The sequence below is a fragment of the Kitasatospora sp. NBC_01300 genome, from assembly GCF_041435235.1.
Classification (GTDB): domain Bacteria; phylum Actinomycetota; class Actinomycetes; order Streptomycetales; family Streptomycetaceae; genus Kitasatospora.
This window is the reverse complement of record NZ_CP108408.1, coordinates 6487075-6511269: the sequence shown is the minus strand read 5'-3', so window position 1 is coordinate 6511269 and position 24195 is coordinate 6487075. Positions and strand designations below refer to the sequence as shown.

The 24195-nt window shown below is 72.5% G+C and carries 22 protein-coding genes; 7 read left to right on the top strand and 15 right to left on the bottom strand.

Going from position 1 to position 24195, the window contains the following annotated elements; all coding sequences use genetic code 11:
- Nucleotides 1-9: 9 nt before the first annotated feature.
- The 3 genes from OG556_RS28475 to OG556_RS28465 all read right to left on the bottom strand — a co-directional run bounded on the left by OG556_RS28475 (nt 10) and on the right by OG556_RS28465 (nt 3344).
- Complete coding sequence (locus tag OG556_RS28475; protein ID WP_371521046.1) at nt 10-915, bottom strand: sugar ABC transporter permease; 906 nt, start codon at nt 913-915, stop codon at nt 10-12.
- A 40-nt stretch (nt 916-955) separates the two neighbouring features.
- Nucleotides 956-1957, bottom strand: a complete 1002-nt coding sequence (locus OG556_RS28470) for a sugar ABC transporter permease (RefSeq protein WP_363616967.1) — start codon at nt 1955-1957, stop codon at nt 956-958.
- 109 nt (nt 1958-2066) lie between these two features.
- Nucleotides 2067-3344, bottom strand: coding sequence for an extracellular solute-binding protein (locus OG556_RS28465; RefSeq protein WP_063350123.1), 1278 nt, complete (start codon nt 3342-3344; stop codon nt 2067-2069).
- A 309-nt stretch (nt 3345-3653) separates the two neighbouring features.
- Between OG556_RS28465 and OG556_RS28460 the strand changes: the two genes are divergently transcribed.
- On the top strand, nt 3654-4247 hold the full coding sequence (locus tag OG556_RS28460; RefSeq protein ID WP_371521043.1) for a GNAT family N-acetyltransferase: 594 nt from the start codon (nt 3654-3656) through the stop codon (nt 4245-4247).
- On the opposite strand, the gene OG556_RS28455 is transcribed toward OG556_RS28460, so the two are convergent.
- Together OG556_RS28455 and OG556_RS28450 are read right to left on the bottom strand one after the other, a co-directional pair.
- Nucleotides 4240-5304 (bottom strand): aldose epimerase family protein, encoded by a 1065-nt coding sequence (locus OG556_RS28455; RefSeq protein ID WP_371521041.1) that lies wholly within the window; start codon nt 5302-5304, stop codon nt 4240-4242. The two genes, OG556_RS28460 and OG556_RS28455, sit on opposite strands and share 8 nt — an antisense overlap.
- Before the next feature lie 181 nt (nt 5305-5485).
- A complete protein-coding gene (locus OG556_RS28450; RefSeq protein ID WP_371521038.1) occupies nt 5486-8497 on the bottom strand; it encodes an AAA family ATPase in 3012 nt (1003 codons plus the stop codon).
- Between the two features lie 323 nt (nt 8498-8820).
- Between OG556_RS28450 and OG556_RS28445 the strand changes: the two genes are divergently transcribed.
- From OG556_RS28445 to OG556_RS28435, 3 genes are all read left to right on the top strand, one after another.
- Nucleotides 8821-9768, top strand: coding sequence for a terpene cyclase (locus OG556_RS28445; protein WP_371521035.1), 948 nt, complete (start codon nt 8821-8823; stop codon nt 9766-9768).
- A gap of 269 nt (nt 9769-10037) precedes the next feature.
- A complete protein-coding gene (locus tag OG556_RS28440; RefSeq protein ID WP_371521033.1) occupies nt 10038-11561 on the top strand; it encodes an aldehyde dehydrogenase family protein in 1524 nt (507 codons plus the stop codon).
- 248 nt (nt 11562-11809) lie between these two features.
- A complete protein-coding gene (locus OG556_RS28435; protein WP_371521030.1) occupies nt 11810-12133 on the top strand; it encodes a nuclear transport factor 2 family protein in 324 nt (107 codons plus the stop codon).
- Nucleotides 12134-12155: 22 nt separating this feature from the next.
- Here the strand turns inward: OG556_RS28435 and OG556_RS28430 are convergent, their stop codons facing one another.
- A complete protein-coding gene (locus tag OG556_RS28430; protein ID WP_371521027.1) occupies nt 12156-13379 on the bottom strand; it encodes a serine hydrolase domain-containing protein in 1224 nt (407 codons plus the stop codon).
- Nucleotides 13380-13536: 157 nt separating this feature from the next.
- Between OG556_RS28430 and OG556_RS28425 the strand changes: the two genes are divergently transcribed.
- The 3 genes from OG556_RS28425 (at nt 13537) to OG556_RS28415 (ending at nt 16824) form a co-directional block, all read left to right on the top strand.
- A complete protein-coding gene (locus OG556_RS28425; protein WP_371521024.1) occupies nt 13537-14046 on the top strand; it encodes an NUDIX hydrolase in 510 nt (169 codons plus the stop codon).
- 33 nt (nt 14047-14079) lie between these two features.
- Nucleotides 14080-14985, top strand: coding sequence for a TetR/AcrR family transcriptional regulator (locus OG556_RS28420; RefSeq protein WP_371521022.1), 906 nt, complete (start codon nt 14080-14082; stop codon nt 14983-14985).
- 129 nt (nt 14986-15114) lie between these two features.
- Nucleotides 15115-16824, top strand: coding sequence for a hypothetical protein (locus tag OG556_RS28415; RefSeq protein WP_371521019.1), 1710 nt, complete (start codon nt 15115-15117; stop codon nt 16822-16824).
- A gap of 131 nt (nt 16825-16955) precedes the next feature.
- Here OG556_RS28415 and OG556_RS28410 read toward each other — a convergent pair whose 3' ends face one another.
- The 9 genes from OG556_RS28410 to OG556_RS28370 all read right to left on the bottom strand — a co-directional run bounded on the left by OG556_RS28410 (nt 16956) and on the right by OG556_RS28370 (nt 24041).
- On the bottom strand, nt 16956-17663 hold the full coding sequence (locus tag OG556_RS28410; RefSeq protein WP_371521015.1) for a spermidine synthase: 708 nt from the start codon (nt 17661-17663) through the stop codon (nt 16956-16958).
- Nucleotides 17664-17748: 85 nt separating this feature from the next.
- The gene (locus OG556_RS28405; RefSeq protein ID WP_371522951.1) at nt 17749-18840 is read right to left on the bottom strand and encodes a YeiH family protein; all 1092 of its coding nucleotides are present in this window, start codon (nt 18838-18840) and stop codon (nt 17749-17751) included.
- A 13-nt stretch (nt 18841-18853) separates the two neighbouring features.
- Nucleotides 18854-19435, bottom strand: a complete 582-nt coding sequence (locus OG556_RS28400; protein ID WP_371521013.1) for a cysteine dioxygenase — start codon at nt 19433-19435, stop codon at nt 18854-18856.
- A 108-nt stretch (nt 19436-19543) separates the two neighbouring features.
- A complete protein-coding gene (locus OG556_RS28395; RefSeq protein WP_350875585.1) occupies nt 19544-20458 on the bottom strand; it encodes a LysR family transcriptional regulator in 915 nt (304 codons plus the stop codon).
- 107 nt (nt 20459-20565) lie between these two features.
- Nucleotides 20566-21435, bottom strand: a complete 870-nt coding sequence (locus tag OG556_RS28390; protein WP_371521010.1) for an amino acid ABC transporter permease — start codon at nt 21433-21435, stop codon at nt 20566-20568.
- Nucleotides 21432-22076 carry an amino acid ABC transporter permease gene (locus OG556_RS28385; protein WP_371521007.1) on the bottom strand — a complete coding sequence of 215 codons (645 nt, stop codon included), beginning with the start codon at nt 22074-22076 and terminating at the stop codon, nt 21432-21434. The genes OG556_RS28390 and OG556_RS28385 overlap by 4 nt, the downstream gene beginning before the upstream one ends.
- Nucleotides 22077-22088: 12 nt before the next feature.
- Nucleotides 22089-23009, bottom strand: coding sequence for a glutamate ABC transporter substrate-binding protein (locus OG556_RS28380; RefSeq protein WP_363585877.1), 921 nt, complete (start codon nt 23007-23009; stop codon nt 22089-22091).
- Between the two features lie 10 nt (nt 23010-23019).
- Nucleotides 23020-23748 (bottom strand): amino acid ABC transporter ATP-binding protein, encoded by a 729-nt coding sequence (locus OG556_RS28375; RefSeq protein WP_371522949.1) that lies wholly within the window; start codon nt 23746-23748, stop codon nt 23020-23022.
- 47 nt (nt 23749-23795) lie between these two features.
- Nucleotides 23796-24041 (bottom strand): LapA family protein, encoded by a 246-nt coding sequence (locus OG556_RS28370; RefSeq protein ID WP_371521002.1) that lies wholly within the window; start codon nt 24039-24041, stop codon nt 23796-23798.
- Nucleotides 24042-24195: the final 154 nt, after the last annotated feature.

The window sequence follows — 24195 nt, the reverse complement described above, 5'->3', positions numbered from 1 at the left end:
CGAGGAGCGTTACGACTTGGAGGCGCCGGCGGTCAGACCGGTGACCAGGTGGCGCTGCACCAGGTAGAAGAAGGCTGCCGACGGGATCGCGATCAGCACGGCGGTCGCGGCCATCAGGTTCCACTGGGCGTCGTGCTCGCTGACGAAGGTCTGCAGGCCCACGGCCAGCGTGTACTTGTCGGAGCTGAGCATGAAGGTGGAGGCGAACGGCACCTCGGCCCAGTACGTGAGGAAGGAGTAGAAGGCGGCCACCGCCAGGCCCGGGCGGGCGAGCGGCAGCACCAGCCGCCAGAAGGTGCCGAACGGGCTGAGCCCGTCGACCCGGCCGGCCTCGTCGATCTCCACCGGGATGGTGTCGAAGTAGCCCTTCAACAGCCAGGCGCAGTACGGCACGGTGGTGGTCGAGTAGACCAGGATCAGGCCCAGGTAGCTGTCCAGCAGGCCGAGGTCGGAGAGCATCGTGTACATCGGCACGATCAGCACCGCGATCGGGAACATCTGGGTGACCAGCAGCGACCACATCAGCGGCCGGTGGCCGGGGAAGCGCATCCGGGAGACGGCGTAGCCGGTGGTGGCGGCGACCAGGACGCCGAACACGGTGGTGACGCCGGAGACCAGCAGGGCGTTGCCGAACCAGGTGAAGAAGTCCGTGTCGAACAGCACGTGGTGGTAGTTCGACAGCGTGAGCTTGTCGAGGATCGCGCCGGGGTGGAGGTAGTCGGTCTTGTCCGGGCCGAGCGAGACGAAGAGGATCCACGCCACCGGGAACAGCGCGACCAGGCCAGCCACGATCAGGGTGCCGTGGGACAGCGCCCGGGCCAGCAGGCTGCTCTCACCGCGCCGGCGGACCTTGGCCGGCCGGGCGGCCGGGGCCACGGTCGTCGCGGGGGTGGGGAGTTCGGTGGTGGTGCTCATCGGGGGTACCTGCCTTCGTGGGTCAACTGGGTCCGGGGCCTCAGCCGTTGGCCTGCTCGTTGCGGGCGAGCCAGCGCCGGTAGAAGGCGGTGAAGACGATCAGGATGGACAGCAGGATCACGCCGTAGGCGGCGGACTGCGCGTAGTCCCGGGGGATCTGGCCGAAGCCGAGGCGGTAGGCCCAGGTGACCAGCAGCTGGGCGTCGGGCGCACCGGTGCCGAAGAGCAGGAAGATGACGTTGAACTGGTTGAACGTCCAGATCACGCCGAGCAGGACGACGGTGGAGGAGACGGCCCGCAGCCCGGGCAGGGTGACGTACCGGAAGCGCTGCCACGGCGTGGCGCCGTCCATCTCGGCGGCCTCGTACAGCTCGGCCGGGATCGACTGCAGTCCGCCGAGCAGCGAGATCATCATGAACGGCACGCCGGCCCAAGTGTTGACCAGGATCGCGGCGGACTTCTGCGCCCACGGGTCGGTGAGCCAACCGGGTTCGGGCAGGTGGAGGAAGGCGAGCATGCTGTTGACGACACCGCCGTCGGACAGCATCAGTCGCCAGGAGAAGACGGTGACGAAGGTCGGCACGGCCCAGGGCAGGATGAGCAGCATCCGGTAGACGGCGCGGCCGCGCAGCTTCTTGTTGAGCAGCAGCGCGAGGCCCAGGCCGAGGGTGTAGTGCAGGCAGACGCAGATGGCCGTCCACGCGATGGTCCAGACGAAGTGGGACCAGAAGCGGTCGTACGAGCCGGGGCCCCACAGGATGTCGGCGTAGTTGTGGAAGCCGACGAAGTCGTAGCTGGCCGGGATCTCGTTGACGCCGATCTTGCGGGCGACGTTGAGGCTGTTGGCGTCGGTCAGGGTGAGCCAGAGGCCCTGGACCAGCGGGTAGAGCACCAGCGCACCGAGGACCAGCACCACGGGGGCGATCATCGCGTAGGCGTACCAGTGCTTGGCGTAGGAGCGCTTGACGCGTTCCAGCAGGCCCGGACGCTGCTCGCGCTCCGGGCTGCCCTTGCCGGTGGCGCCCTGCACGGCGACTGACATCGATTGACACCTTCTCGGGGGGAAGTCTCGGGGAGAGCGGGTCCGGCCGCCGGGCCCGCCGGGTGGCCGCCGCCGCGAGAGCGGCGGCGGCCCGGACGGCCGACGGCGACTACTTGGCGAAGCCCGGCAGCAGCTTGGCGTAGTCGGTGGCGACGGTGTTCAGCGCGTCCTGGGTGCCGGTGCCCTGGACGGCCTTGCCCAGGTTGGTGCCGAGCGAGGAGAACAGCGAGCTGTACTCGGGCAGTTCGGGGCGCGGCTTGGCGCTGCCGAGGACGGCCTGGAAGCCGGCGATGCCGGGGTCGGCCTTGACGTCGGCGGTGAAGGCGTCGGAGCGGGTCGGCAGGGTGGAGTTCTTCTGCGCGATGAACGCCTGGCTCTCCGCCGAGGTCATGAAGGCGGCGAACTTCTCGGCGGCGGCCTTGTGGGCCTGGTCGGCACCGGCGTAGACGGAGATGTTGTGCCCGCCGGTGGGCGCACCGGACTTGCCGCTGGAGCCCGCCGGGACGGGCGCGATGCCGAGGTTGTTCTTGTCGGCGAACGCGGCGCCCTTGTAGATGTTGGTGATCTCCCACGGGCCCTGGACGATGGCCGCGACCTTGCCGTTGTTGAAGGCGTCCATCATGTGCGCGTAGGCGTCGGTGGTCACGTCGGCCTTGGCCATGCCGGGCGCGGTGAACATCGTCTTGTAGGTCTCGATGGCCTTGACGGCCTCCGGCGAGGTGACGGTGATCTTCTTGCCGGCGGCGTCGACGGTGTCGGTGCCCTCGCCGAACAGGAACGGCATCGCGTAGTAGCCGTCCGCGGCCTTCAGCCAGAAGCCGTCGACACCGGCCTTGTCCTTGAGCGCGGCGGCGTCGGTCTTCAGCTCGTCCCAGGTCTTGGGGGCGTCGGTGATGCCGGCCTTGGCGAACAGCTCCTTGTTGTAGAGCAGGCCCAGGGTGTCGGTGACCAGCGGCACGCCGTACAGCTTGCCGTCGAACTTGGCCTGCTGGATCAGGCTGGGCTGGAAGGCGGAGGTGTCGGCGACGGCCGGGGTGCCGTCGAGCGGCTCCAGGTAGCCGGCCTTGGCGAAGGCGGCGGTCCAGCCGACCTCGGAGCGGAACACGTCCGGAGCGCCCTTGGCCCCCATGGCGGTCTGGAGCTTGTTCTGCGCCTGGTCGAACGGGACGTTGACGAAGTCGACCTTGACGTTCGGGTTGGCGGCCTCGAACTTCTTGACCAGCTCCTGGTAGTTCGGCGCCTCGTTGGTGGCGTTCGAGGTGTCCCAGTAGGTGAGGGTGACCGGCCCGTCGGCCTTGCCGTTTGAGCTGGAGCCGCTGCTGCCACAGGCAGCCATCGAGACCGCGAGGGCCACAACGAGGGCAGAGGCCGCGATGCCACGCCGCATGAGAACTCCTTGGGAGGGTGGGGGTGCCCGAGATCTTCGGAGACAGGCGCATAATGGCTGCCTCGTGCCGACTGCACCGTTGCTGCCGTCGGGCTCGGAAGGAAGTTAACAGCGGTGCAATAGCGACGGAAAGTCCTTGCAGCAAGTTTCTGCAAGAAACGGCGATCGTTACGCCCACGTGTCCTGGACGTAGCCGCACGGTAGTTGACAGTGCGACCAAATGTCCGGCTTCGCCCGCTTCGATCCGGTACCGGATGGCCGAGAGCACCACCATCCCTGGCCGAAAACCGCTTGCAGCAGACTGAACGCATGCGTATCAGAGCCGCCATGAGGGACGAACTACCGCTGCTGTGCGAACTGGAGCGGGCCGCCGGGGCCCCCTTCGCCGCGATCGGCATGCCGGAGATCGCCGACGACGAACCACCGGCCCCGCACGAGCTGGCCCACTACCTGGACGCGGGCGTCGCCCTGGTCGCCGTCCCCGACGCGACCGACCTGCCCCACGTGACCGACCTGCCCCAGCAGCCCGGTCCCGGTCCGATCGCCGGCTACCTGCTCGCCGAGCCGGTGGACGGCGCCCTGCACATCGAACAGGTGTCGGTCCACCCCGACCACGCCCGCCGGGGCATCGGCCGGGCGCTGATCGAACACCTCGCGGCCGGCACCGACGCCCCCGCGCTCACCCTCACCACTTTCGCCGACGTCCCCTGGAACGCCCCCTACTACGCCCGCTGCGGCTTCCGCCCGCTCGCCGACCACGAGCTCACCCCGGGCCTGCGGGAGATCCGCCGCAAGGAGGCCGAGCACGGTCTCGACCGCTGGCCCCGGCTCTGCATGCGCCGGGACCTCGCACGGGACCCCCAGCGGGACCTCACCCCGGACGCGCCCGGAGCGCTCAGCTGACGCCCAGCCGCAGCACGGTGGTCGAGCGGAACTCCTCCCCCGGCCGCAGCACGGTGCTCGGGAACGCCGGGTGGTTCGGGGAGTCCGGGAAGTGCTGGGTCTCCAGCGCGATCCCGGCGAACGGCCCGTACGGGACGCCGCTCGCGCCGGTGACCGCCCCCTGGAACTTGTTGGCCGTGTAGACCTGGACGCCCGGCTCGGTGGTCAGCACCTCCAGGGTGCGCCCGCTGACCGGGTCCTCCAGCAGCGCCGCCCGGGCCGGGCCGCCGTCGGCCGGCCGGGCCCTGAGCACCCAGTTGTGGTCGTAGCCGCCGGGCCCGGCCAGCTGCGGGTGGTCGTCGTGCACCGACTTGCCGATCGGCGTGGCCACCGTGAAGTCGAACGGCGTGCCGACCACCGGTTCGGTCCGCCCGTACGGGATCTGCCGCTCGTCGGCCGGGGTGTAGGCGTCGGCGTCGAGGGTGAGCAGGTGGCCGAGGACGTCGCCGTTCCCTTCACCCGCAAGGTTGAAGTACGCGTGGTTGGTCAGGTTGACCACGGTCGGCTTGCTGGTGGCGGCGCGGTAGGCGATCACCAGCTCGCCGGCCGGGTCCAGGGTGTAGGAGACGGTGACGTCCAGCGCACCGGGGAAGCCCTGGTCGCCGTCCGGGCTGTGCAGCCGCAGCCGCACCCCGCCCTCGATCCCGTCGGCCTCCCAGATCCGCTGCGCGAAGCCGTCCGGCCCGCCGTGGATGGTGATGCCGCCGCCGGTCGGGGCGAGCGGGTGCTCCTCGCCGTCGATGGTGATCCTGGAGCCGTCGATCCGGTTGGCGTACCGGCCGACCACGGTGCCGTAGTGCCGGGCCGGGCCGAGGATCTGCGTCAGCTGGTCGGTGGAGAGCAGCAGTTGGGCGGGGCGCCCGGCGCGGTCCGGCCCGGTGAGGGTGTGCAGGGTGGCGCCGAGGGTGAGCACGCTCGCCTCGTACGGGCCGGCGGAGAGCGTCCAACGCTCGATCGCGGCGCCCGCGCCCGAGGGGTCGAGGGGTTCGTGCCGCACGCTGGTGGCCTCGCTCGCCATGGCCTGCTCCTCACTGGCGGTCGCGGGGTGCCGTGACCGCCCCGGTTCCGGGTCCGTCCAGGGGGTCGCCACGGCGACCCCACGTCTGCGTCAGCCTAGCGACGGCGACCGCCCCGGGAGCGCTCCCGTGCCTCCGCGCGCCGCCCGGGCGCCCGCCGCCCGCGCGCCCGGGCCGCCACGGCTACTCCTCCTCGGGCTCCGCCCCCGGCCGGGTGGCCCCGCGCGGCTGCGTCGGCAGCCCGAGGGCGGAGGCCAGGCCGTCCGGCCCGCTGCCCGCCTTGCGGTAGACCGCGGCCAGTCGACGGTTGACCAGGCTGAGGTGCACGCCGAGCTCGTCGGCGATGCGCTGCGGCGGCACGCCCTGCACCGCGAGGTTGGCGACCTCCCACTCGGGCTGGCTGAGCGTCTCCCGGAAGTCGCGCAGCCCCAGCCGGTTGGGCCGCAGGCCGTAGTTGGCCAGCTCCCGCCGCGCCTGGTCGACCAGCCCCTCGGCCGAGCAGTGCTGGGCCAGTTCGATGCCCTGGTACAGGTACTCCTGCGCGTCCTCCAGCCGCCCGACCCGGCGCAGCGCGGCGCCGAGGTCGACCAGCGCGACGGCGTGCTCGTACCCGGCCGGCGACTGGCCGAGGTACATCACGGCCTGCTCCAGCAGCTCGACCGCCTGCTGGCCGTCCTCGATCTGGGCGTTCAGCCGCAGCGCGGTGCCGATCGCCGAGGCGGTGCCGAAGGTGCGGGCGTCGTGGACGGCCTTGTGGGCGTACTCGCGGGCCCGGTCGGGCTCGTCGGCCGCGATCGCGATGGCGAGGTGGCCGGCCCAGGGCGCCCAGACGGTGTTGTGCCAGCCGCGGGCCTCCAGTTGGGCGCCGGCCTCGGTGAGTGCGGCGGCCGCCCCGGCGTAGCGCTTCTTGGCGATCAGCAGCTTGCCGTACAGCGAGGGCGCGTCGGGCAGCACCATCGCGGTCGCGTGGTACGGCGGGTGGAAGCCGAACTTGACGGCGAGTTCCCAGGCCTCCTCGGTCCGGCCGCGGGCGAGCAGGGTGTCCACCAGGACGCCGACGGCGTCCCAGGCGAGCGGCAGCTTGGGACCGATCCGCTCGGACAGTCGCAGCGCGCGGCGCAGGAAGTCCTCGGCCTCGGCGAGCAGGCCGCGGCGGAAGCGGGCGAGGCCCATCAGGAAGTACGCGAAGCCCCGGTGGGCACCGCTCCACCCGGCGACCTCGAACTGGATGATGGCGTCCGCGAACAGCCGCTCGGCCTGGGCGATGCGGTCGTTGTAGGTGTAGGTGAGGCCGAGCATGGAGGGCAGTTCGAAGCCCCAGGTGCTGTTGGTCCAGCCGAGCCCCTTGGGCAGTCGGCCGGCGTCGAGGACCGAGTCGGCGTAGGTCAGCGCCTCGGCGGAGGGGGCGCCGCGCAGGGTGAGGTCCCAGGCGCGCATCGCGAGGACGGCCCGGTCGGCGGCGTCGCGGGTGCTGAGGCCGTCGCACATGAGGCCGAGCCGGGTGGAGCGGCCGGGCCCGTCGTCCTCGGACTTGCGGAAGGCGTGCCACATGAACGAGGCGGCCTGGAGGCGGAGTCGGCCGGCCGGGTCGGCGGTCTGCTCGGCCTCGTCCTGGCAGACCACCGCGGCCTGGCGCAGTTCGCCGCTGTGTGCGAGCACCTCGGAGAGCCGGAAGGTGGCGTCGACCCGCAGTTCGGGGCGCAGCGGCCCCTCGTCGGGGTCGAGGGCGAGCTTGAGCTGGTTGACGGTGGCGACGGGGTCGGTGAGCAGCGCGGAGCAGCCCAGTTCGTACAGCACCTCGGCGCGGATGTCGTCGGCCGGGGGTTCGTTGAGGGCTCGGTGCAGGCAGCGCTGGGCGGCTTCGGGGGCGCCGATCAGCAGGTGTTCGACGGCGGCCCGGCGCAGTTTGCGGACGGTCTTGTCGTCGCCCTCGCCGGAGAAGGTCTCGACGAGGTGGCGGGAGGCGGCGAGCAGGCCGAGTCCGGCGTTCTCGATCTCGGCGGCGGCGACGCCGTGCATGCCGGTGCGGGTGGCCTCCGGCATGGTGTTGTAGATCGAGCTGCCGATCAGCGGGTGGACGAACTCCAGGTTGCCGTTGGGGGTCTGGGTGAGCACGCGCTGCTTGCGCAGCTGCTTGATGGCGTCGCGGGCGCCCTCGGTGGTCTGGGCGCAGATCCGGGTGGCGAGGTCGACCCGGATGTCGGTGCCGAGCATCGCGCAGGCCCAGGCGAAGCGCAGGATGCCGGAGCCGAGCCGGTCGATCCAGCTCTTGAGGGTCATTCCGGTGGCGTCGACGGCGAGTTCGCGCAGTTGCTGGGAGTTCTCCTCGACCGGTTCGAGGTCCTGGTCGCGGACCTGGTCGAGCAGGGCGACGGCTTCGAAGGGGTTGCCGTTGACGACGTTCCAGAACTCGTAGCAGAAGGCGTCCTCGGCCTTGTCGCCGAGTTCGGCGCGGATCATGTCGGTGACGGAGACCAGCGAGAGCCGGTTGAGTTCGTGCTTGCTGGTGGCGAGGCCGAGGACGGCCTTGCGGTGCTGCTGGATCTCGGTCGGCCAGTCGTTCTCGTCCTCGCGGAAGGCGAAGACGAGCAGGACGGGCAGTTCGCGGGAGCGGACGGCGAACTGGGTGAGCCAGGAGAGCGACTCGTGGTCGCCCCAGTGCAGGTCGTCGACGATCATGACCAGCGGGGCCCGGCGCGGCGCGAGTTGGGTGAGGACGTAGTCGAGGCCGTCGCGCACGCCCTGGGGGTCGAGGCGGCGGGCGCCGGCCTTGGGCCGCTTGAGGCCCATGGCCGGTCCGACGACCTCCTCCCAGGTGCCCATGACCTGGCGGAACTCGTCGGGCTCCAGGCTGGTGAGGAGGGGTTGGAGGAGCTGGCGCAGCACGTGGTAGGGCTCGTTGAACTGGCGTTCGCCGCCGCGGGCGAACAACACGGTGGCGCGGTCGCGGAGTTTGGCGACCCGTCGGACCTCGTGCAGCAGGCTGGTCTTTCCGATGCCGGGGCGGCCGGAGAAGGCGAGCAGTTCGCCGATCTCGGTGCCGCCGGCCGCGAATTCGCAGCAGAGTTTGTCGACGGCCGTTTCGACGGAGCGCAGTTCGGCGTCGCGGTCGCGCAGCCTGACCCTCGGCGAGGTGCTGTCGCCGTCCCGGCCGGAACCTGATCCCGTCCGAAGTTCGTTGTCCTGCTCGGTCACCGTCGTGCCTCCGCCTCGCCACTCGCGTCACAGCCCGTGTCGCTGCTCGCATCACTGCCCGTGGAGCCGAGGTTAGCGCTGCGTGGCACTCACTGTGGGGCATTCGCGCAGGCTGGGGCGGACGGTGAGGGTTCGGACGCCTTGCCAAGGGCAATTGCCCTATACCCCTAACGTCCGATCATTACATCAGATACCCTACGGCCCGCGAGGCGAAGATGATCTTTCGCTACCACCCTCTCCCCGGAAGCCTCGCCGCGTCAACTCCCCCCACACCGAGCGTTCGAACCACTAGTGCCCCCACCCTTCGCCGCACCGGGAGTCCGATGTCTGACGACACCTCACTTCAGATTCCGTTCCCGCACCGCCGCAGTCCGCACGGCCCGCAGGCCACCGCGCTGCACCGTGACTGGCTGGTCCGCCACCCGCTGCTCCCCGACGTCGACCACCCCGGGTACGCCCACTGGGAGGTGGTCGACCTCGCCGCCCTCGGCTACCCCGACACCGGTCCGGACGAACTCTCCCTCGCCGCCGACCTGATGGGCTTCTACTTCCTCTTCGACGACCAGTTCGACGGCCCGCTCGGCCGCCGCCCGACGGAGGTCGCCCCCATCTGCGAGCGGCTGATCGCCGTCCTGCACGGCGCCCGCCCGGACCAGGGCTCGCCGGTCGAGGCCGCCTTCGCCGACCTCTGGGACCGCAGCGTGCGCGGCATGCCCGCCCGCTGGCAGGCCCGCGCCGCGTACAACTGGGAGTGGTACCTGGCCAGTCACCCCGCCGAGGCCGCCGGCCGCATCTCCACCCGGCCACCCGACCGCGACGGCTACCTGGTGCTCAGACGAGGCACCGCGGCGATGGAGACCATCTTCGACATGGTCGAACGCCTCGGCCAGTTCGAGGTGCCCGCCGCCGTACTGCACCACCCGGTGCTGCGTCAACTGCGCCAGCTGGCCGCCGACATCCCCTCGCTCAGCAACGACGTCCGGTCGTTCCCGCTGGAGGCCCCGCGCGGCGACGTCAACAACCTGGTGATGATCGTCCAGCGCGAGCGCCGCTGCTCGGCCGAGGAGGCCTGTGCGGTGGTGCTGGAGGAGGCGCAGCTGATGGTCGAGCGGTGCCGGGACCTGCACGGCCGACTGCCGGACGTCTACCGGGAGTTGGGGCTCTCCCGGGTCGAACGGACGATCGCCCAGCGGTACGCGGACGGGCTGGTCACCTGGCTCGCCGGCTACCTGTACTGGGAGTCCCGCACCGGCCGCTACCACGCGGTCTGACACCGTCCCGACCGGAGCGCGGAGCCACGGTGCGCGCCCCCGCGCCACGACCGGAACGCGCACCCTCCGTACGGACCGGGCGCACGGACCGTAGCCGCGCCGGGCGCCGGGCGGCTATCGTGCTCGACGGCGGACGCCCCGGCGGGCGTCCGCCCCGAATTGCGTGTCCGCACCCTCCCGCCGGGCCGCCCCGCGCCGGGCGCGGCCCGGCGCGCCGCCCGCGCCGCCCGGTCCGGGCGACGCCCGACGTCGCGAGGAGACACCAGAGCATGACGGTCTACCAGCCCCCCGGCACGCCCGGCAGCATCGTCGCCTACCGCTCCCGGTACGAGCACTGGATCGGCGGCGGCTGGACCCCGCCGGTGCGCGGCGAGTACTTCGGCGACCCGACCCCGGTCACCGGCGAGGTGTTCACCGAAGTCGCCCGCGGCACCGCCGAGGACATCGAGGCCGCGCTGGACGCGGCCCACGCCGCCGCCCCCGGCTGGGGCCGCACCCCGCCCGCCGAGCGGGCCCAGGTGCTGCTGCGGATCGCCGACCGGATGGAGGAGAACCTGGAGCGGCTGGCCGTCGCGGAGAGCTGGGAGAACGGCAAGCCGGTGCGCGAGACGCTGGCCGCCGACCTCCCGCTCGCGGTCGACCACCTGCGCTACTTCGCGGGCGCGCTGCGCGCCCAGGAGGGCGGCCTGTCCCAGCTGGACGAGGACACCGTGGCGTACCACTTCCACGAGCCGCTGGGCGTGGTCGGCCAGATCATCCCGTGGAACTTCCCGATCCTGATGGCGGTCTGGAAGCTCGCCCCGGCGCTCGCGGCCGGCAACGCGGTGGTGCTCAAGCCCGCCGAGCAGACCCCGGCCTCGGTGCTGCTGTGGGCCGAGCTGACCGCCGACCTGCTGCCGCCCGGCGTGGTCAACATCGTCACCGGCTTCGGCGAGGAGGCCGGCGCCCCGTTGGCCTCCAGCAACCGCATCCGCAAGATCGCCTTCACCGGCGAGACCACCACCGGCCGGCTGATCGCCCGCTACGCCAGCGACAACCTGATCCCGGTCTCGCTGGAACTCGGCGGCAAGAGCCCCAACCTGTTCTTCGCGGACGTCGCCGCCGCCTCGGACGCCTTCTACGACAAGGCGGTCGAGGGCTTCGCGATGTTCGCCCTCAACCAGGGCGAGGTGTGCACCTGTCCCAGCCGGGCGCTGATCCAGTCCTCGGTCTACGAGCGGCTGCTCGCCGACGGCCTGGAGCGGGTGCGCGCGATGCGCCAGGGCGACCCGCTGGACACCGAGACCCAGGTCGGCGCGCAGGCCAGCGTCGAACAGCTGAAGAAGATCCTCTCCTACTTCGAGATCGGCCAGGCCGAGGGCGCCAAGCTGCTGGCCGGCGGCGAGCGGGCCGACCTCGGCGGCGCCCTGGCCGGCGGGTACTACGTGACGCCGACGGTGTTCGAGGGCGTCAACAGCATGCGGGTCTTCCAGGAGGAGATCTTCGGCCCGGTCGTCTCGGTCACCCGCTTCGAGGACTTCGCCGAGGCGATCACCCTCGCCAACGACACCCAGTACGGGCTCGGCGCGGGCGTCTGGACCCGCGACCTCAACACCGCCCACCGCGCCGGGCGCGCCATCCAGGCCGGCCGGGTGTGGACCAACTGCTTCCACGCCTACCCCGCCCACGCGGCCTTCGGCGGCTACAAGAACTCCGGCATCGGCCGGGAGAACCACAAGGCGCTGCTGGAGCACTACCAGCAGACCAAGAACCTGCTGGTCAGCTACTCCCCGGACGCGGTCGGCCTGTTCTAGGCCGCGGCCTCCACGAAACACGGAGCGGGAGGCCGGTCCCGGCCTCCCGCTCCGCCGCCACTCCCCGTGGCCGCAGCGCGAACGCCCGACGGGACGTCCACGCTGCACAACCCTCCGTAGGGCAAAACGCCCATTTCGGGATCTAAGCACATGAATACGCGATTTTCTCGACGCGCCGCCGACATGCCCGAACACACCCGGCGAACGTCGTAAACAGGACTCCCCGTCCCTCACCCCCGGGAGTCCCGATGACCATCTCCCCCGCCAAGCTCTCCGACCCCACCGTGCGCGCCTTCGTCGCCGCGGTCAACTCGGGCGACCGCGACGCCTTCCTGGCCACCCTCACCCCGGACGCGACCATGTCCGACGACGGCTCCGACCGCGACCTGGACCAGTGGATCGACAAGGAGATCTTCACCGTCCGCGGCCGGATGGACGTCCAGACCGAATCGGACGGCGGCCGCGCGCTGATCGCCAACTTCACCAACGACACCTGGGGCGAGATGCGCACCGCCTGGCGCTTCACCCTCACCGGCCCGAAGATCACCCGCTTCGAGACCGGCCAGGCCTGACGGCCCGGGGCCGCGCCCGGCACTAGCCGGACAGCCCCAGGCACCCCCGCACCGCGCGGATCAGGTTGCGCGAGCGGATGTCGCCGGTGACACCCGGCTGCATGCCGTTGGTGACGTAGCCGAAGCCCAGCCCGAGCTCCGGGTCCGCGAAGCCCAGCGAGCCGCCCCGGCCGGGGTGGCCGAAGCTCGCCGGGGAGGCCATCGGCGCGGTCGGGCCGTGCCGCCAGAAGCCCAGGCCGAAGGTGGAGTTGACGATCAGCACCCGGTCCGGCCCGCTCACCTCGGGCCCGGCCGCGCGGGTCAGCAGCCCGGGCCCGAGCAGCGGCGGCAGCAGCGCGCCGGAGCCGTCCGGGCGGTCGGCGGCGCCGATCAGCGCCGCGTAGAACCGGGCCAGCGAGCGGGCGGTGCCGATGCCCCCCGCGCCGGGGATCTCGGCGGCCTGCACCGCCGGGTCGTTGAGGTCCACCCCGGGGCGCACCGAGGCGAAGGACCGCGCGGTCAGCGAGCCCGGGTCCTGGTAGGCGTCCCGGACGGACTGCTTGGGCCGCAGTCGCAGCCCGCTCGGCCCGGTCCGGGCCGCCTCCGGGGCCGGCAGGTCGACCAGCCGGCCGACCCTCGGCGCGGCCCCGGCCGGCAGCCCGATCCACAGGTCCAGCCCGAGCGGCCGGGCGATCTCCTCGGCGAAGTACTGGCCGATCGTGCGCCCGCTCACCCGCCGCACCACCTCGCCGACCAGCCAGCCGAAGGTGTACGGGTGGTAGCCGTGCGCGGCGCCCGGCTCCCAGGCGGGCGCCTGCGCGGCCACCGCGGCCGCCGCTCGCTCCCAGGTCAGCACGTCCTCCAGCCGCAGCGGCACGTCCAGCGCGGGCACCCCGGCCTGGTGCGACAGCAGCCAGCGCACCGGCACCCCGCCCTTGCCGGCCTGCGCGAACTCGGGCCAGTAGGAGGCCACCGGGGCATCCAGGTCGAGCAGGCCGCGCTCGGCCAGCAGCAGCGCGGTGCTCGCGGTCAGGCCCTTGGTGACCGAGCGCAGCACCTGGGCGGTGTCCGCCGTCCAGGGCACCGCCGGCGCGGGCCGCCCGCCGACCTCGGGCCGGGCGTCACCGCCCCACAGGTCGACCACCTTGCGGCCGCGCACGTACAGCGCGAAGGCCGCGCCCAGTTCGCCGTACTCGTGGAAGTTCCGCGCGAAGGCCTCCCGTACGGGCTCGAACCCCTCGGCCGTCTCGCCCCAGATCTCCACCATCGCGCGCCGCCCTCAGCCTGTCCGGTTCCTGCGTTCCCGCCCGCATCCGATCGTGCACGAATCACTGTGCTAATCACCTGCGAATCACCTGCGCATCGAGCTCGAATCGCACTCGAAAAGCGTTCGAAGCGGGCCCCGAAACCCTAACCTGTCCTCCATGACCAACCCTGCCGAAGAACTGCTGGACGTCGTCGACGAGCACGACCGGGTGATCGGGACGGCGCTGCGCGGGGAGGTGTACCGGCAGGGGCTCACCCACCGGTGCGTCTTCATCCTGGTCCGCGACCCGGCCGGGCGGATCTTCGTCCACCGCCGCACCGACACCAAGCTGTTCGCCCCCGGCGCGTACGACATGTTCGTCGGCGGCGTGGTCGGCTCCGGCGAGACGTACGCCGAGGCCGCCGTCCGCGAGGCCGAGGAGGAGCTCGGCGTGCACGGGATCACCCCGCGTCCGCTCTTCAAGTTCCTCTTCCGGCAGGACGGGCTCTCCTGGTGGAGCGACACGTACGAGGCCGAGTGGGACGGCGCGGTCCAGCCGCAGGAGTCCGAGGTCGCCTGGCACGCCTGGCTCACCCCCGCCGAGCTCGCCGACCGCCTCGCCCACGACGACTTCGTCCCCGACGGCCGCGAGGCCTACCGCCGTTACCTGGACCTCCACGCCGCATAGGCCCCGCCCCGGACGGCGGATAGGGTGGCGCGCATGGCCTCCCGTACGCCGTCGCCGACGGCCGCCCGCGCTGCACGGACCCCCGCCCCGGAGCAGGCACCGGCCCGGGCGGCAGGCCAGACGCCGGGCCGGGCGCCGGCCCGGGCGGCTGCCGGTGAGCGGCCGCGCCGCAGGCTCAGCGTGGACGAGCGGCGCGAACAGCTGATCGCCGTCGCGCTGGAGCTGTTCAGCCGCCGCCCGCCGGAGGAGGTGTCGATCGACGACATCGCCGCCGCCGCGGGAGCCTCCCGGCCGCTGGTGTACCACTACTTCCCCGGCAAGCAGGCGCTGTACGAGGAGTCGCTGCGGCGGGCCGGGCGGGAGCTCTCGGCGCGCTTCGAGGAGGCCGCCGACGGGCCGCTGTCCGAGCGGCTGTACCGGGTGATGGGCCGCTACCTGGACTTCGTGCAGAGCCACGGGCCCGGCTTCGCGGCGCTGCTGCGCGGCGGCTCGGTGGCGGCCAGCGCGGGCACCTCGGCGGTGATCGACGAGGTGCGGCGGGCCGCCCACGACCAGATCCTCTCCCACCTGGCGATCCCCGCGCCGAGCCCCGGCCTGCGGCTGGCCGTCCGGGCCTGGATCGCCAACGCCGAGATCACCTCGCTGGAGTGGCTGGCCGAACGCTCGGTGCCGCTGGAGGACCTGCAGCTGCACCTGGTGCAGGAGTTCGTCGCCTCCCTCACCCTCACCGCCGCCCGGGAGCCGGCGCTCGCCGCCGAACTCGCCTCGTTCTTCGCGGACGAGCGTCCTGACGGCCCGACCGGGCGCCTGGTGCGGGAGCTCGCCGGACTGTTCGCCGTCCCCGGGATCACCGAGGCGGTCACCGCGCTCGCCACCGCACCGTCCGGCGAAACGTCCCCGCAGGCCACGGGCGAAACGGCCGCGGCTCCCATCGGGTGATCCGCCGGTTCGGTCCCGACAGCGGGCTCTGATAGGAATGAGCACGGATCCGACGGCACGCCACCACGGCGCCTGCGGACCCACCCGGACCAGCGGACCGCAGACGCAGCAGAGCGGGGGGCTCAACAGTTGACCCAGGACGTCCAGTTCAGCGCGGAGGCCAATCCCTTCGCAGCGGCGGAGCAGGTCTGCGCGACCCTCGGCACGCTCACCGACGCCCTCTTCGACGAGCGCACCTCCCGCCATCCGGCGGCCTCGCTCAGCGCCCTGCGCCCGGCCGAACACCCCGCCGCCGAGGCGCTGTTCGGCCTCCCGCTGGCCCCGAACGGCCCGGTGCACGCGGCCGTGGACCGGCTCGGCACGGTACTCACCGCCGGCACGGCCCGCCCCGGTACCGGCGCCCGGGTCGCCGACCGGGTGACCGCCGCCCTCCACACCCGCTACGGCGGCGGGGCGGTGCGCGGCGCGATCGCCGACCGGGGCACCACCTCGGCCGCACTGTTCCAACTGCCGGTCACCGGCGAGTTCGCCGACCCCAAGCTGCGCCCGCCGTTCGCCCCGGCACTGGCCGCGCTGGCCGCCGGGCAGCAGACCCGCCAGCCGGTCGAACTGGCCACCGGCGCGGGCGCCGAGGTCCGACTGGTGGTCCCGCCCGGCTTCCACCCGCTGACCTCCCCCGGTGGTCCGGCCGGGGTCTGCTCCCGTACGGTGCCCGCGCCGGCGGGCGGGGCGGACGGCGTCGACCGGGCCACCGCCGCGGCCGCCGAGGAACTGACCGGGCATCTGGCCGAGGTCGCCGAGGAGCTGTTCAGCGGTGACGGTCCGGAGCAGCGCCGCGACTTCGCGGTCGTCTCCGCCACCCTCGCCGACCTGGTCCACGACGCCGGAACGGTCTACGCGGGCGTCTGCGCGCTGGACGTGGACGGCCGGGCCTCCGACGCCGCCCTGGTCGTCTCGCTCGCCCGGCACCCGCTGCCGATCACCGCGCTCGCCACCGAGCTCGCCACCGTCCGGCGGCACGCCGAGGTGTGGACGGTCCTGCTGCCGGCCGGGCCGGCCGCCGTCCTGGTCGAGGGACGGACCGTCCCGGTGCCGGGGCCGCTGTCCGCCGACGGGCAGCGGCGCTGGGTGGTCACCTCGGCGGTCGAGGCCTTCGTCCCGCTGCCGGACGGCGGCACCGTGCTCTGCGTCCAGCTGTCCACGGCGCAGCCGGAGGACTGGGACCTGTACACGCAGGCGTTCGCGGAGCTGCTGAAGAGCGTTCAGTTCGGCTGGGACGGTGAGGTGGCCGGCGCCGTGCGCGCGCCCGTGCCCGTGGCCGTACCCGCCACGCCTGCCGCCGCTCCCGCTCCCGTCGAGGAGGAGCCGGAAGAGGTGCCGGCGCAGCTCCCGCCCGAGGACTTCAACCCGTTCGCGCCCGTCGCGGAGGCCTCCCCGGCCGATGCCGAGCCGCAGGCGGCGCCGGCCGGGCGGAAGGGCACGCCGGTCATGGTGCCGCCGCCGGACTTCAACCCCTTCGCCCCGGAAAGCCTCCCGTCCACCCCGGACACGTCCCCGGCAGCGGCCGCCCCGGCCACCGACCCGTTCGGCACGGTGACGGCCGACCAGTCGGACCCGTTCGGCACCACGCTCGCGACGCAGGGCCCGGCCGTCCCGCCGCCGCCCTCCGCACCGCCGACCGTTCCCGCGCAGGACGCCCCGCGGAAGGGCACGCCGGTCATGGTGCCCCCGCCGGACTTCAACCCCTTCGCCCCGGAAAGCCTCCCGTCCACCCCGGACCAGACGACGGAGACCGACGCGGCGGAGGCTTCGGGCCCGGAGACCAGGCCGTTCGGCTGAGCCCCGACAACTGCCCCCTCCACCAAGGTCCAGCCGTCGGAGGCCGCGACAACGCGACGCCGGAGTCCGGCAGTTGACCACAGCTGCGGACAACGCCCCGACGCGACAGGAAGGTTGGGGGCCCTACGCCGTCAGCCCGCGCGCCGGGCCAGGTGGACCACATCCGGCACGCCGCGGCTGACCGGGATCTCGTGCGTGACGACGTCGGAGAAGCCCGCCGCCCGCAGCGCCTCCTCGAAGTCCGCAGAGGGCTGCGCGCTCCACACCGCCAGCACCCCGCCCGGCTGCAGCCGGTGCCAGAGCACCGCGAGCCCGTCGGCGCCGTACAGCCCGGCGTTGGAGTCGGTGACGGTCCAGTCCGGGCCGTTGTCGATGTCGAGGCACAGCGCGTCGTAGCGCTCGCCGTCGGCCGCCGCCAGGTACTCCAGCAGGTCGGTGTGGAGGACCTGGACCCGCCGGTCCTCCAGCGCGCCGCCGGAGAAGGCGCCGAGCGGCCCGCTCCGGTGCCAGTCGATGATGGCGGTCTCGCGCTCGACGACGGCGATCCGCCCCCAGCGCGGCTCGGCCGCCGCGTACGCCAGCGAGAAGCCGACGCCGAGGCCTCCGATCAGCACCGAGGGCTCCGCGGGGGCGCCGGTGCGGTCCAGTTCGTCCAGCGCCGCCTGGATCAGCAGGCGTTCGGAGCGGCCGTCGGCGGTGTCCATCAGGAAGCAGCCGTTGGCGATGATCTCGAAGTGCCGGCCGCGCCGGCGCAGTACCACCTCGCCGAACGGGCCGTCCCGCCGGTCGAGCGTGACGACGGCCTCGTGAGCGTCCCGTTCGGGCAGTGCGGTGGACATGCGGCTTCCTCAGCGGACTCGGGTGCAGGAGCGTCCCGGCGGACGAGTACCCGCCCGACAATAGCCGAGTCCGCCCCCGCGCCCGTCACGTCGTGACCAGCACCCCGGCGTAGGAGACGCCCGCGACGACCACCCAGGAGCCGAGCCCGAGCAGGGCGAGCCGCCCGCCGGTGCGGACCATGGTCGGCAGGTGCACGGCGCTGCCGAGGCCGAACAGCGCGGCGGCCAGCAGCAGTTCCTGGGCGTCCCCGGCGAGGGTGAGCGCCCGCTCCGGGAGCACCCCGGTGGTCCGCAGCACGATCATCGCGAGGAACCCCGCCACGAACAGCGGGACGATCGGCGGGCGGCTGCCGGTCTTGGCCGGGTTCTTCGCGGGGTCTTCCCCCGCCTCCTGGCCCGCCCCGGCGACGGCCTCCCCGGCCCGGCGCGCCCGGCGCCGCACCGCGACGGCCATCCCGGCGACCAGCGGCGCCAGCAGCACCACGCGCATCAGCTTGACCAGGACGGCCTCCCGCAACGCGCCCGCCCCGCCGGTCTGCGCGGTGGCGACCACCTGCCCGACGTCGTGCACGCTCGCGCCGACCCACCGCCCGAACTCCACGTCGCCCAGCCCGAACGGCTGCTGGAGCAGCGGCAGCACGGCGATGGCCAGCGTCCCGCACAGGGTGACCAGGGCCACCGAGGCGGCGACGTCCTCCTCCTCGCTGCCGGCCGCCTGGCTGACCGCGCCGATCGCCGAGGCTCCGCAGATCGAGTACCCGGTGGCGACCAGCAGCGGCTGGTCGCCCGGCAGGCCGAGCCGCCGGCCGAGCCAGAGCGTGCCGGTGAAGGTGGCCGCGACCACCGCGAGCACCATGGCGACGGTGGCCCAGCCGAGGCCGAGCACGTCGTCCAGGCTGAGCTTGAGCCCGAGCAGGACGATCCCGAGCCGCATCAGCCGCTTGCCGGCCATGGACAGCCCCGGCCGGGCCACCCCGCGCACCACCGGGCGCAGCCCGGGCAGGTGGGCCGCCGCCATGCCGAGCACCACGGCCGCGGTGAGCTTGGGCACGGCGGGCACGGCCGCGTGGACGGCGATCGCGGCGGCCACCCCGGCCGCCGCGAGCAGCAGGCCGGGGGCGTCCCCGCCGAGCGGGGGCAGTGAGCGGGTGCGCGCGGCGCGCTCCCGGAGGGTCAGTGCCACGCCGCCCTCACTGCTGCTGGTCGGCGGGCAGCCGGTAGACGCGCCGGATGCTGGTGCCGAGCCGGGAGACGTCCGCGCCGTAGACGTGGATGGAGATGGCGGTGCTGTTGCAGGCGTTGCGCACCAGGTGGATGTCACCGGGCGGGGCGAAGGCGGCGACGGTGCCGGCCGGGCCGGCGACGTGCTCGGTCTCGACGAGGTGGGCGGTGCGGCCGTCGGAGACCAGCCGGTAGCGGGTCTCGCTCTCCTGGCCCTGGTGGACGCCGGCCACGCACCAGGAGACGTGGTCGTGGATCGGGGTCTGCTGGCCGGGCAGCCAGACCAGGGCGACGACGGAGAAGCCGCCGTCCTCCTCGGCGTGCAGGACGTGCTGGCGGTAGCGCTCCGGGTCGCCCTCGCGCTGGGCGGGGGTGAGCAGCGCGTCGGGCCCGTCGGGGTCGGCGTGCAGGTGCGGGGCGAGGCGTTCGCCGACCAGGTAGGCGGTGAGTTCCGGGGGCAGTCCGCGGTCCACGACGGCACGGATCTCGCCGATCAGGGCGGTCATCCGCTCGGTGAGCCGGTCGCTGCCGACCGTGGCTGGGGGTGTCATGCCAGCAGGTTCGGCTGCACCGACCTATCACGTCCAACGAGGGTTCTTAAGCTTCCCCCCAACCTCAGCTTATGAATCGCCCCGGCGAGCACCCACCGCAGGCACCACTCAGCACCCGATCCGGCTCGCCGCCGCCCGCCGCAGGTGGTCCAGCACCAGCCCGGTGGCCGGGATCCGCCGGTGCTCGCGCAGCACGTACGCGCTCACCTGCCGGCGCAGGTGCGGTTCGACGGCCCGCCCGGTGACCTTGCGGTGGCACATGAAGGAGAGCACCAGCGCGGGCATCAGCGCGATCCCGACCCCGGCGGCGACGAGGCTCTGCACCGCGAGGTTGTCGTCCGTGGAGAACACGATGTCGGGCGCGAAGCCCTCCTCCGCGCAGACGTTCAGCAGGTTGGCCCGGCAGCGCGGGCAGCCGGCGATCCAGCGCTCGCCGTCGAGGTCGGCGAGCCGGACGGCGTGCCGGCGGCCGAGCGGGTGCCCGACCGGCAGCAGCACGGTGAGCAGGTCCTCCATCAGCGGGATCTCGTCCAGCCCGTCGGGCACCTCGGTCGCGCTGCCGGGGTAGCGGAAGGCCAGCGCGATGTCGCACTCCCCGCGCAGCAGTCGCTGGACGGAGTCCGGCGGTTCGGCCTCCAGCAGCTCGACCCGCACACCGGGGTGTTCGGCGAGCAGCCGGGCCATCGCCTCGGGTATCAAGGTGGCATTGGCACTGGGGAAGGCGCAGACCCGTACCCGCCCGGCCCGCAGCCGGGCGAGCGCGGCGAGCTGCTGCTGGGCGGCGGAGAGGCTGCCGAGGATCAGTTCGGCGTGCCGGGAGAGCGCCTCGCCCGCCTCGGTGAGCCGCAGCCCGCGCCCGGCCCGGGTGAACAGCGCGACGCCGACGGTGCGTTCGAGCGCCTTCATCTGCTGGGTGATGGCGGGCTGGGTGTAGCCGAGCTCACGGGCGGCGGCCGAGTAGGAGCCCGCTCTGACGACCTCGTGGAACGTCCTGATGTGCCGCGAGTCGAATACCGGCTCCATGGCCCTCCCCCGGTCGTCGTCGTCGAACCTCCGCAATCATAAGAGGAAATTGGAGATGCCCGCCCTATCCCCACCCGCACCTATGGTTCAGGATCGAACCAGGCCCCTCACTGCTGCGCGGACGGCGGCAGCCCCATCGCCACCCCGGCCTTGACCACCGGTGCCCCGCCCCGCATGCTCGGGCTGCGCCGGCTGCGGCGCTCGACCCAGCGGGCGAGCCAGGAGAGCAGCAGGCACATGCCGATGTAGATCGGCGCGATCACGATCACCACCGGGATGAACGGCAGGTCGTAGTCGAGGTTGGTGGCGATCAGCTTGCCCGCGTGCAGGAACTCCTCGTAGGTGATCAGGAAGCCCAGCGAGGTGTCCTTGAGCGCGACCACCAGCTGGCTGATGATGGCCGGCAGCATGGCCCGGTTGGCCTGCGGCACCAGCACGTACGTCATCACCTGGGTCTTGCGCAGGCCGAGCGCGTAGGCCGCCTCGCGCTGTCCCTTGGGCACCGCGAGCACGCCGGCCCGGAAGACCTCAGCCAGCACCGAGCCGTTGTACAGCACCAGCCCGGTCACCAGCGCCCACAGCGGCTGCACCTTGAGCGCGACGAAGACGAAGAAGATCATCACCAGCAGCGGCATGGCCCGGAAGAACTCCACCACCACCGTGGAGAGCACCCGCACCACCCTGTGGTCGGACAGCCGCCCGGCCGCGAACAGCGCGCCGAAGGGCAGCGCGAACAGCACCGTCCAGCCGAAGGCCTTGAGGGTGTTGCCGAGCCCGCTCAGCAGCAGGTCCTGGACGCCCCGGTACTCGAAGGGCATCCACTTCTGGTACGTGAACTGGTGGGTGTGGAACAGCATGTAGACGATCCAGCCGATCAGCGCCGCGATCAGCAGCAGCGCGATCCCGCCGTACAGCCGGTGGCGGGCGAGCGCCTTCGGACCGGGGATGTCGTACAGCGCCGAGGATCCAACGGTCATCGGGACACCGCCACTCGTCGTTCCAGCAGGTTGAAGACGGCGCTGACGGCCAGGGTGATGATCAGGTAGCCGACGGCGATCCAGACGAAGGTCCAGACGATGCTGTAGCCCAGCTCGTTGATCGTCCGGTAGGTGCCGAGCAGTTCGGTGACGCTGAACGAGCCGGCGATCGCCGTGTTCTTCGCCAGCGCGATCATCACGCTGCCGATCGGCGCGACCACCGACCGGTACGCCTGCGGCAGCACCACCACGCTCATCGTCTGCCCGAAGCTCATGCCCAGGCTGCGCGCCGCCTCCCCCTGCCCCGCCGGCACGGTGTTGATGCCCGAGCGCATCGCCTCGCAGACGAAGGCCGAGGTGTAGCAGCCGAGCGCGGCCACCGCGAAGACGAAGAACGGCAGCGTGATGTTGAAGCGCGGCAGGCCCAGCACCACGATGAAGAACAGCAGGGTCAGCGGCGTGTTGCGCAGCAGCGTCACCCAGGCCGTCCCGAACACCCGCAGCGGCCGGACCGGCGAGACCCGGAAACCCGCGATCATCACTCCCAGCACCAGCGACAGCACGGCGCTCACCGCGAACAGCGAGAGCGTGCCGAGGAAGCCGTCCCAGTAGGTCGACCAGTTGTCGGTCAGCGTTTTCACGGCGCGGCCCTCTCAGTACCGGTCGATCGGCGGCGGTGTCGGCGCCGGCTCCCCGGACAGGCCCAGGGTCGCGTCGTAGGCCTTCTTCCAGTCGCCGTTCTGCTCGTTCTGCGCCAGCGCGTCGTCCAGGGCCAGGCGCAGCACGGTGTCGTTCTTCGGGGTGCCGATCCCGTACGGCTCCTGGGAGAACAGCGGGCCGACCACCTTGAGCTCGTCCGGCACCTTGGCCGCGTAGCCCAGCAGGATCGCGTTGTCCGTGGTGACGGCGTCCACCTGGCCGGTGATCAGGTTGTCCACGCAGGCCGAGTAGGTGTCGTAGCCGATCAGCTTCGCCTTCGGGTACTGCGACTGGATGCGCTGGTACGGGGTCGAGCCGGCCGCCGAGCAGACCTTCTTGCCGTCCAGGTCCTGCGGGCCGTGGATGGTGTTGTCGTTCCTGCGCACCAGCAGCGACTGCCCGGCGACGAAGTACGGCCCGGCGAAGCCGACCAGCTTCTTCCGGTTGTCGTTGATGGTGTAGGTGCCGACGTAGAAGTCCACCTGGCCGTTCTGCAGCGCGGTCTCGCGGTTGGCCGAGGCGATGGTCTTGAACTCGATCCGGTCCGGCGGGAAGCCGAGGTAGGCGCCGACCATCTTGGCGATCTCGATGTCGAAGCCGGAGTACACGCCGGTGGCCGGGTTCTTCTCGCCCAGGTACGGCTGGTCCTCCTTGGCGCCGACCACCAGGTGGCCCCGGCTCCGGGCGGCGTCCAGGGTCGGCGAGCCGGTGATGGAGGCGGCGTCGCGTACCTGGTAGCTGGGCAGCGCACTCGCCTGCGGGCCCTTGGGCGGCGGGGTGCCGGGCTTGCCGCAGCCGGCGGCCAGCACGGCGAGCAGCAGGACGGCGGCGAGCACCGTCCGGCTCCGGGCGGCGGGCGTGGTCTTCCTCGTCACGGGCGCCGCCTCAGTGCTTCAGGATCTTGGACAGGAAGTCCCGGGCGCGCTCGCTCTCCGGAGCGCTGAAGAAGTCCTCCGGGGCGCGGTCCTCGACGATCCGGCCGTCGGCCATGAAGACCACCCGGTTGGCGGAGGCCCGGGCGAAGCCCATCTCGTGGGTGACCACGACCATCGTCATGCCCTCGTGGGCCAGCTGGCGCATGACGTCCAGCACCTCGTTGATCATCTCGGGGTCGAGCGCCGAGGTCGGCTCGTCGAACAGCAGTGCCTTCGGGTCCATCGCCAGCGCCCGGGCGATCGCCACCCGCTGCTGCTGGCCGCCGGAGAGCTGGGCCGGGTACTTCTCGGCGTGCGCCTCCAGCCCGACCCGCTCCAGCAGGGCGCGGGACTTGGCGTCCGCCTCCGCCCGGGGCCGGCCGCGGACCTTGATCTGCGCGAGCGAGACGTTCTGCAGCACGGTCTTGTGCGCGAACAGGTTGAAGGACTGGAACACCATGCCGACCTCGGCGCGCAGCCGGGCCAGCCCCTTGCCCTCCTCGGGCAGCGGCTCGCCGTCGATCAGGATGGTGCCGTCCTCGATCGGCTCCAGGCGGTTGATCGCCCGGCAGAGTGTCGACTTGCCGGAGCCGGACGGTCCGATGACCACGACGACCTCGCCGCGGCCCACGGTCAGCTCGATGTCCTGGAGGACGTGCAGGTCCCCGAAGTGCTTGTTGACGCCGCGCACCTCGATCAGCGGCGTGAAGGCCGAGGGCCCCGGCTGGGCCGGCCCGGGAGCGCTGGTCACCGGCCGCGACGCCCCTTCAGCAGCCAGCCCAGCGCGCCGCCGGCGAGCAGCGTGGCGAGCAGTGCGATCCAGAGCGGCGCGGTGACGGTGAACACCCAGAACTGGATCTTCACCCTGTCGAGGTTCGCGAACAGGAACCACACGGCGAGGACGACGATGACGACGATCCCGATGTACCGGGTGGGGATCCCAGCGATCTCGCTGCGTTTGGAGCCGGACGAGCCGTCCGAAATCTTGGTCACCGGAGCAGTCTGCGGGCCGGGGCTCCGATTTGCCCGGTTACGCGCCCTGATGGACGAGGGAGTAACCCGCACGGGGTAATCAGGCCCCGTGCGGGTTTGAAGTGCCGTAAGAGTCAACGGCTCCGTGCGGGTTCGACAGCTCCGTGCGGGCCAG

Coding starts and splice junctions, on each gene's coding strand:
- OG556_RS28475 (WP_371521046.1), bottom strand. CDS start 915: ATGAGCACCACCACCGAACTCCCCACCCCCGCGACGACCGTGGCCCCG.
- OG556_RS28470 (WP_363616967.1), bottom strand. CDS start 1,957: ATGTCAGTCGCCGTGCAGGGCGCCACCGGCAAGGGCAGCCCGGAGCGC.
- OG556_RS28465 (WP_063350123.1), bottom strand. CDS start 3,344: ATGCGGCGTGGCATCGCGGCCTCTGCCCTCGTTGTGGCCCTCGCGGTC.
- OG556_RS28460 (WP_371521043.1), top strand. CDS start 3,654: ATGCGTATCAGAGCCGCCATGAGGGACGAACTACCGCTGCTGTGCGAA.
- OG556_RS28455 (WP_371521041.1), bottom strand. CDS start 5,304: ATGGCGAGCGAGGCCACCAGCGTGCGGCACGAACCCCTCGACCCCTCG.
- OG556_RS28445 (WP_371521035.1), top strand. CDS start 8,821: ATGTCTGACGACACCTCACTTCAGATTCCGTTCCCGCACCGCCGCAGT.
- OG556_RS28440 (WP_371521033.1), top strand. CDS start 10,038: ATGACGGTCTACCAGCCCCCCGGCACGCCCGGCAGCATCGTCGCCTAC.
- OG556_RS28435 (WP_371521030.1), top strand. CDS start 11,810: ATGACCATCTCCCCCGCCAAGCTCTCCGACCCCACCGTGCGCGCCTTC.
- OG556_RS28430 (WP_371521027.1), bottom strand. CDS start 13,379: ATGGTGGAGATCTGGGGCGAGACGGCCGAGGGGTTCGAGCCCGTACGG.
- OG556_RS28425 (WP_371521024.1), top strand. CDS start 13,537: ATGACCAACCCTGCCGAAGAACTGCTGGACGTCGTCGACGAGCACGAC.
- OG556_RS28420 (WP_371521022.1), top strand. CDS start 14,080: ATGGCCTCCCGTACGCCGTCGCCGACGGCCGCCCGCGCTGCACGGACC.
- OG556_RS28410 (WP_371521015.1), bottom strand. CDS start 17,663: ATGTCCACCGCACTGCCCGAACGGGACGCTCACGAGGCCGTCGTCACG.
- OG556_RS28400 (WP_371521013.1), bottom strand. CDS start 19,435: ATGACACCCCCAGCCACGGTCGGCAGCGACCGGCTCACCGAGCGGATG.
- OG556_RS28395 (WP_350875585.1), bottom strand. CDS start 20,458: ATGGAGCCGGTATTCGACTCGCGGCACATCAGGACGTTCCACGAGGTC.
- OG556_RS28390 (WP_371521010.1), bottom strand. CDS start 21,435: ATGACCGTTGGATCCTCGGCGCTGTACGACATCCCCGGTCCGAAGGCG.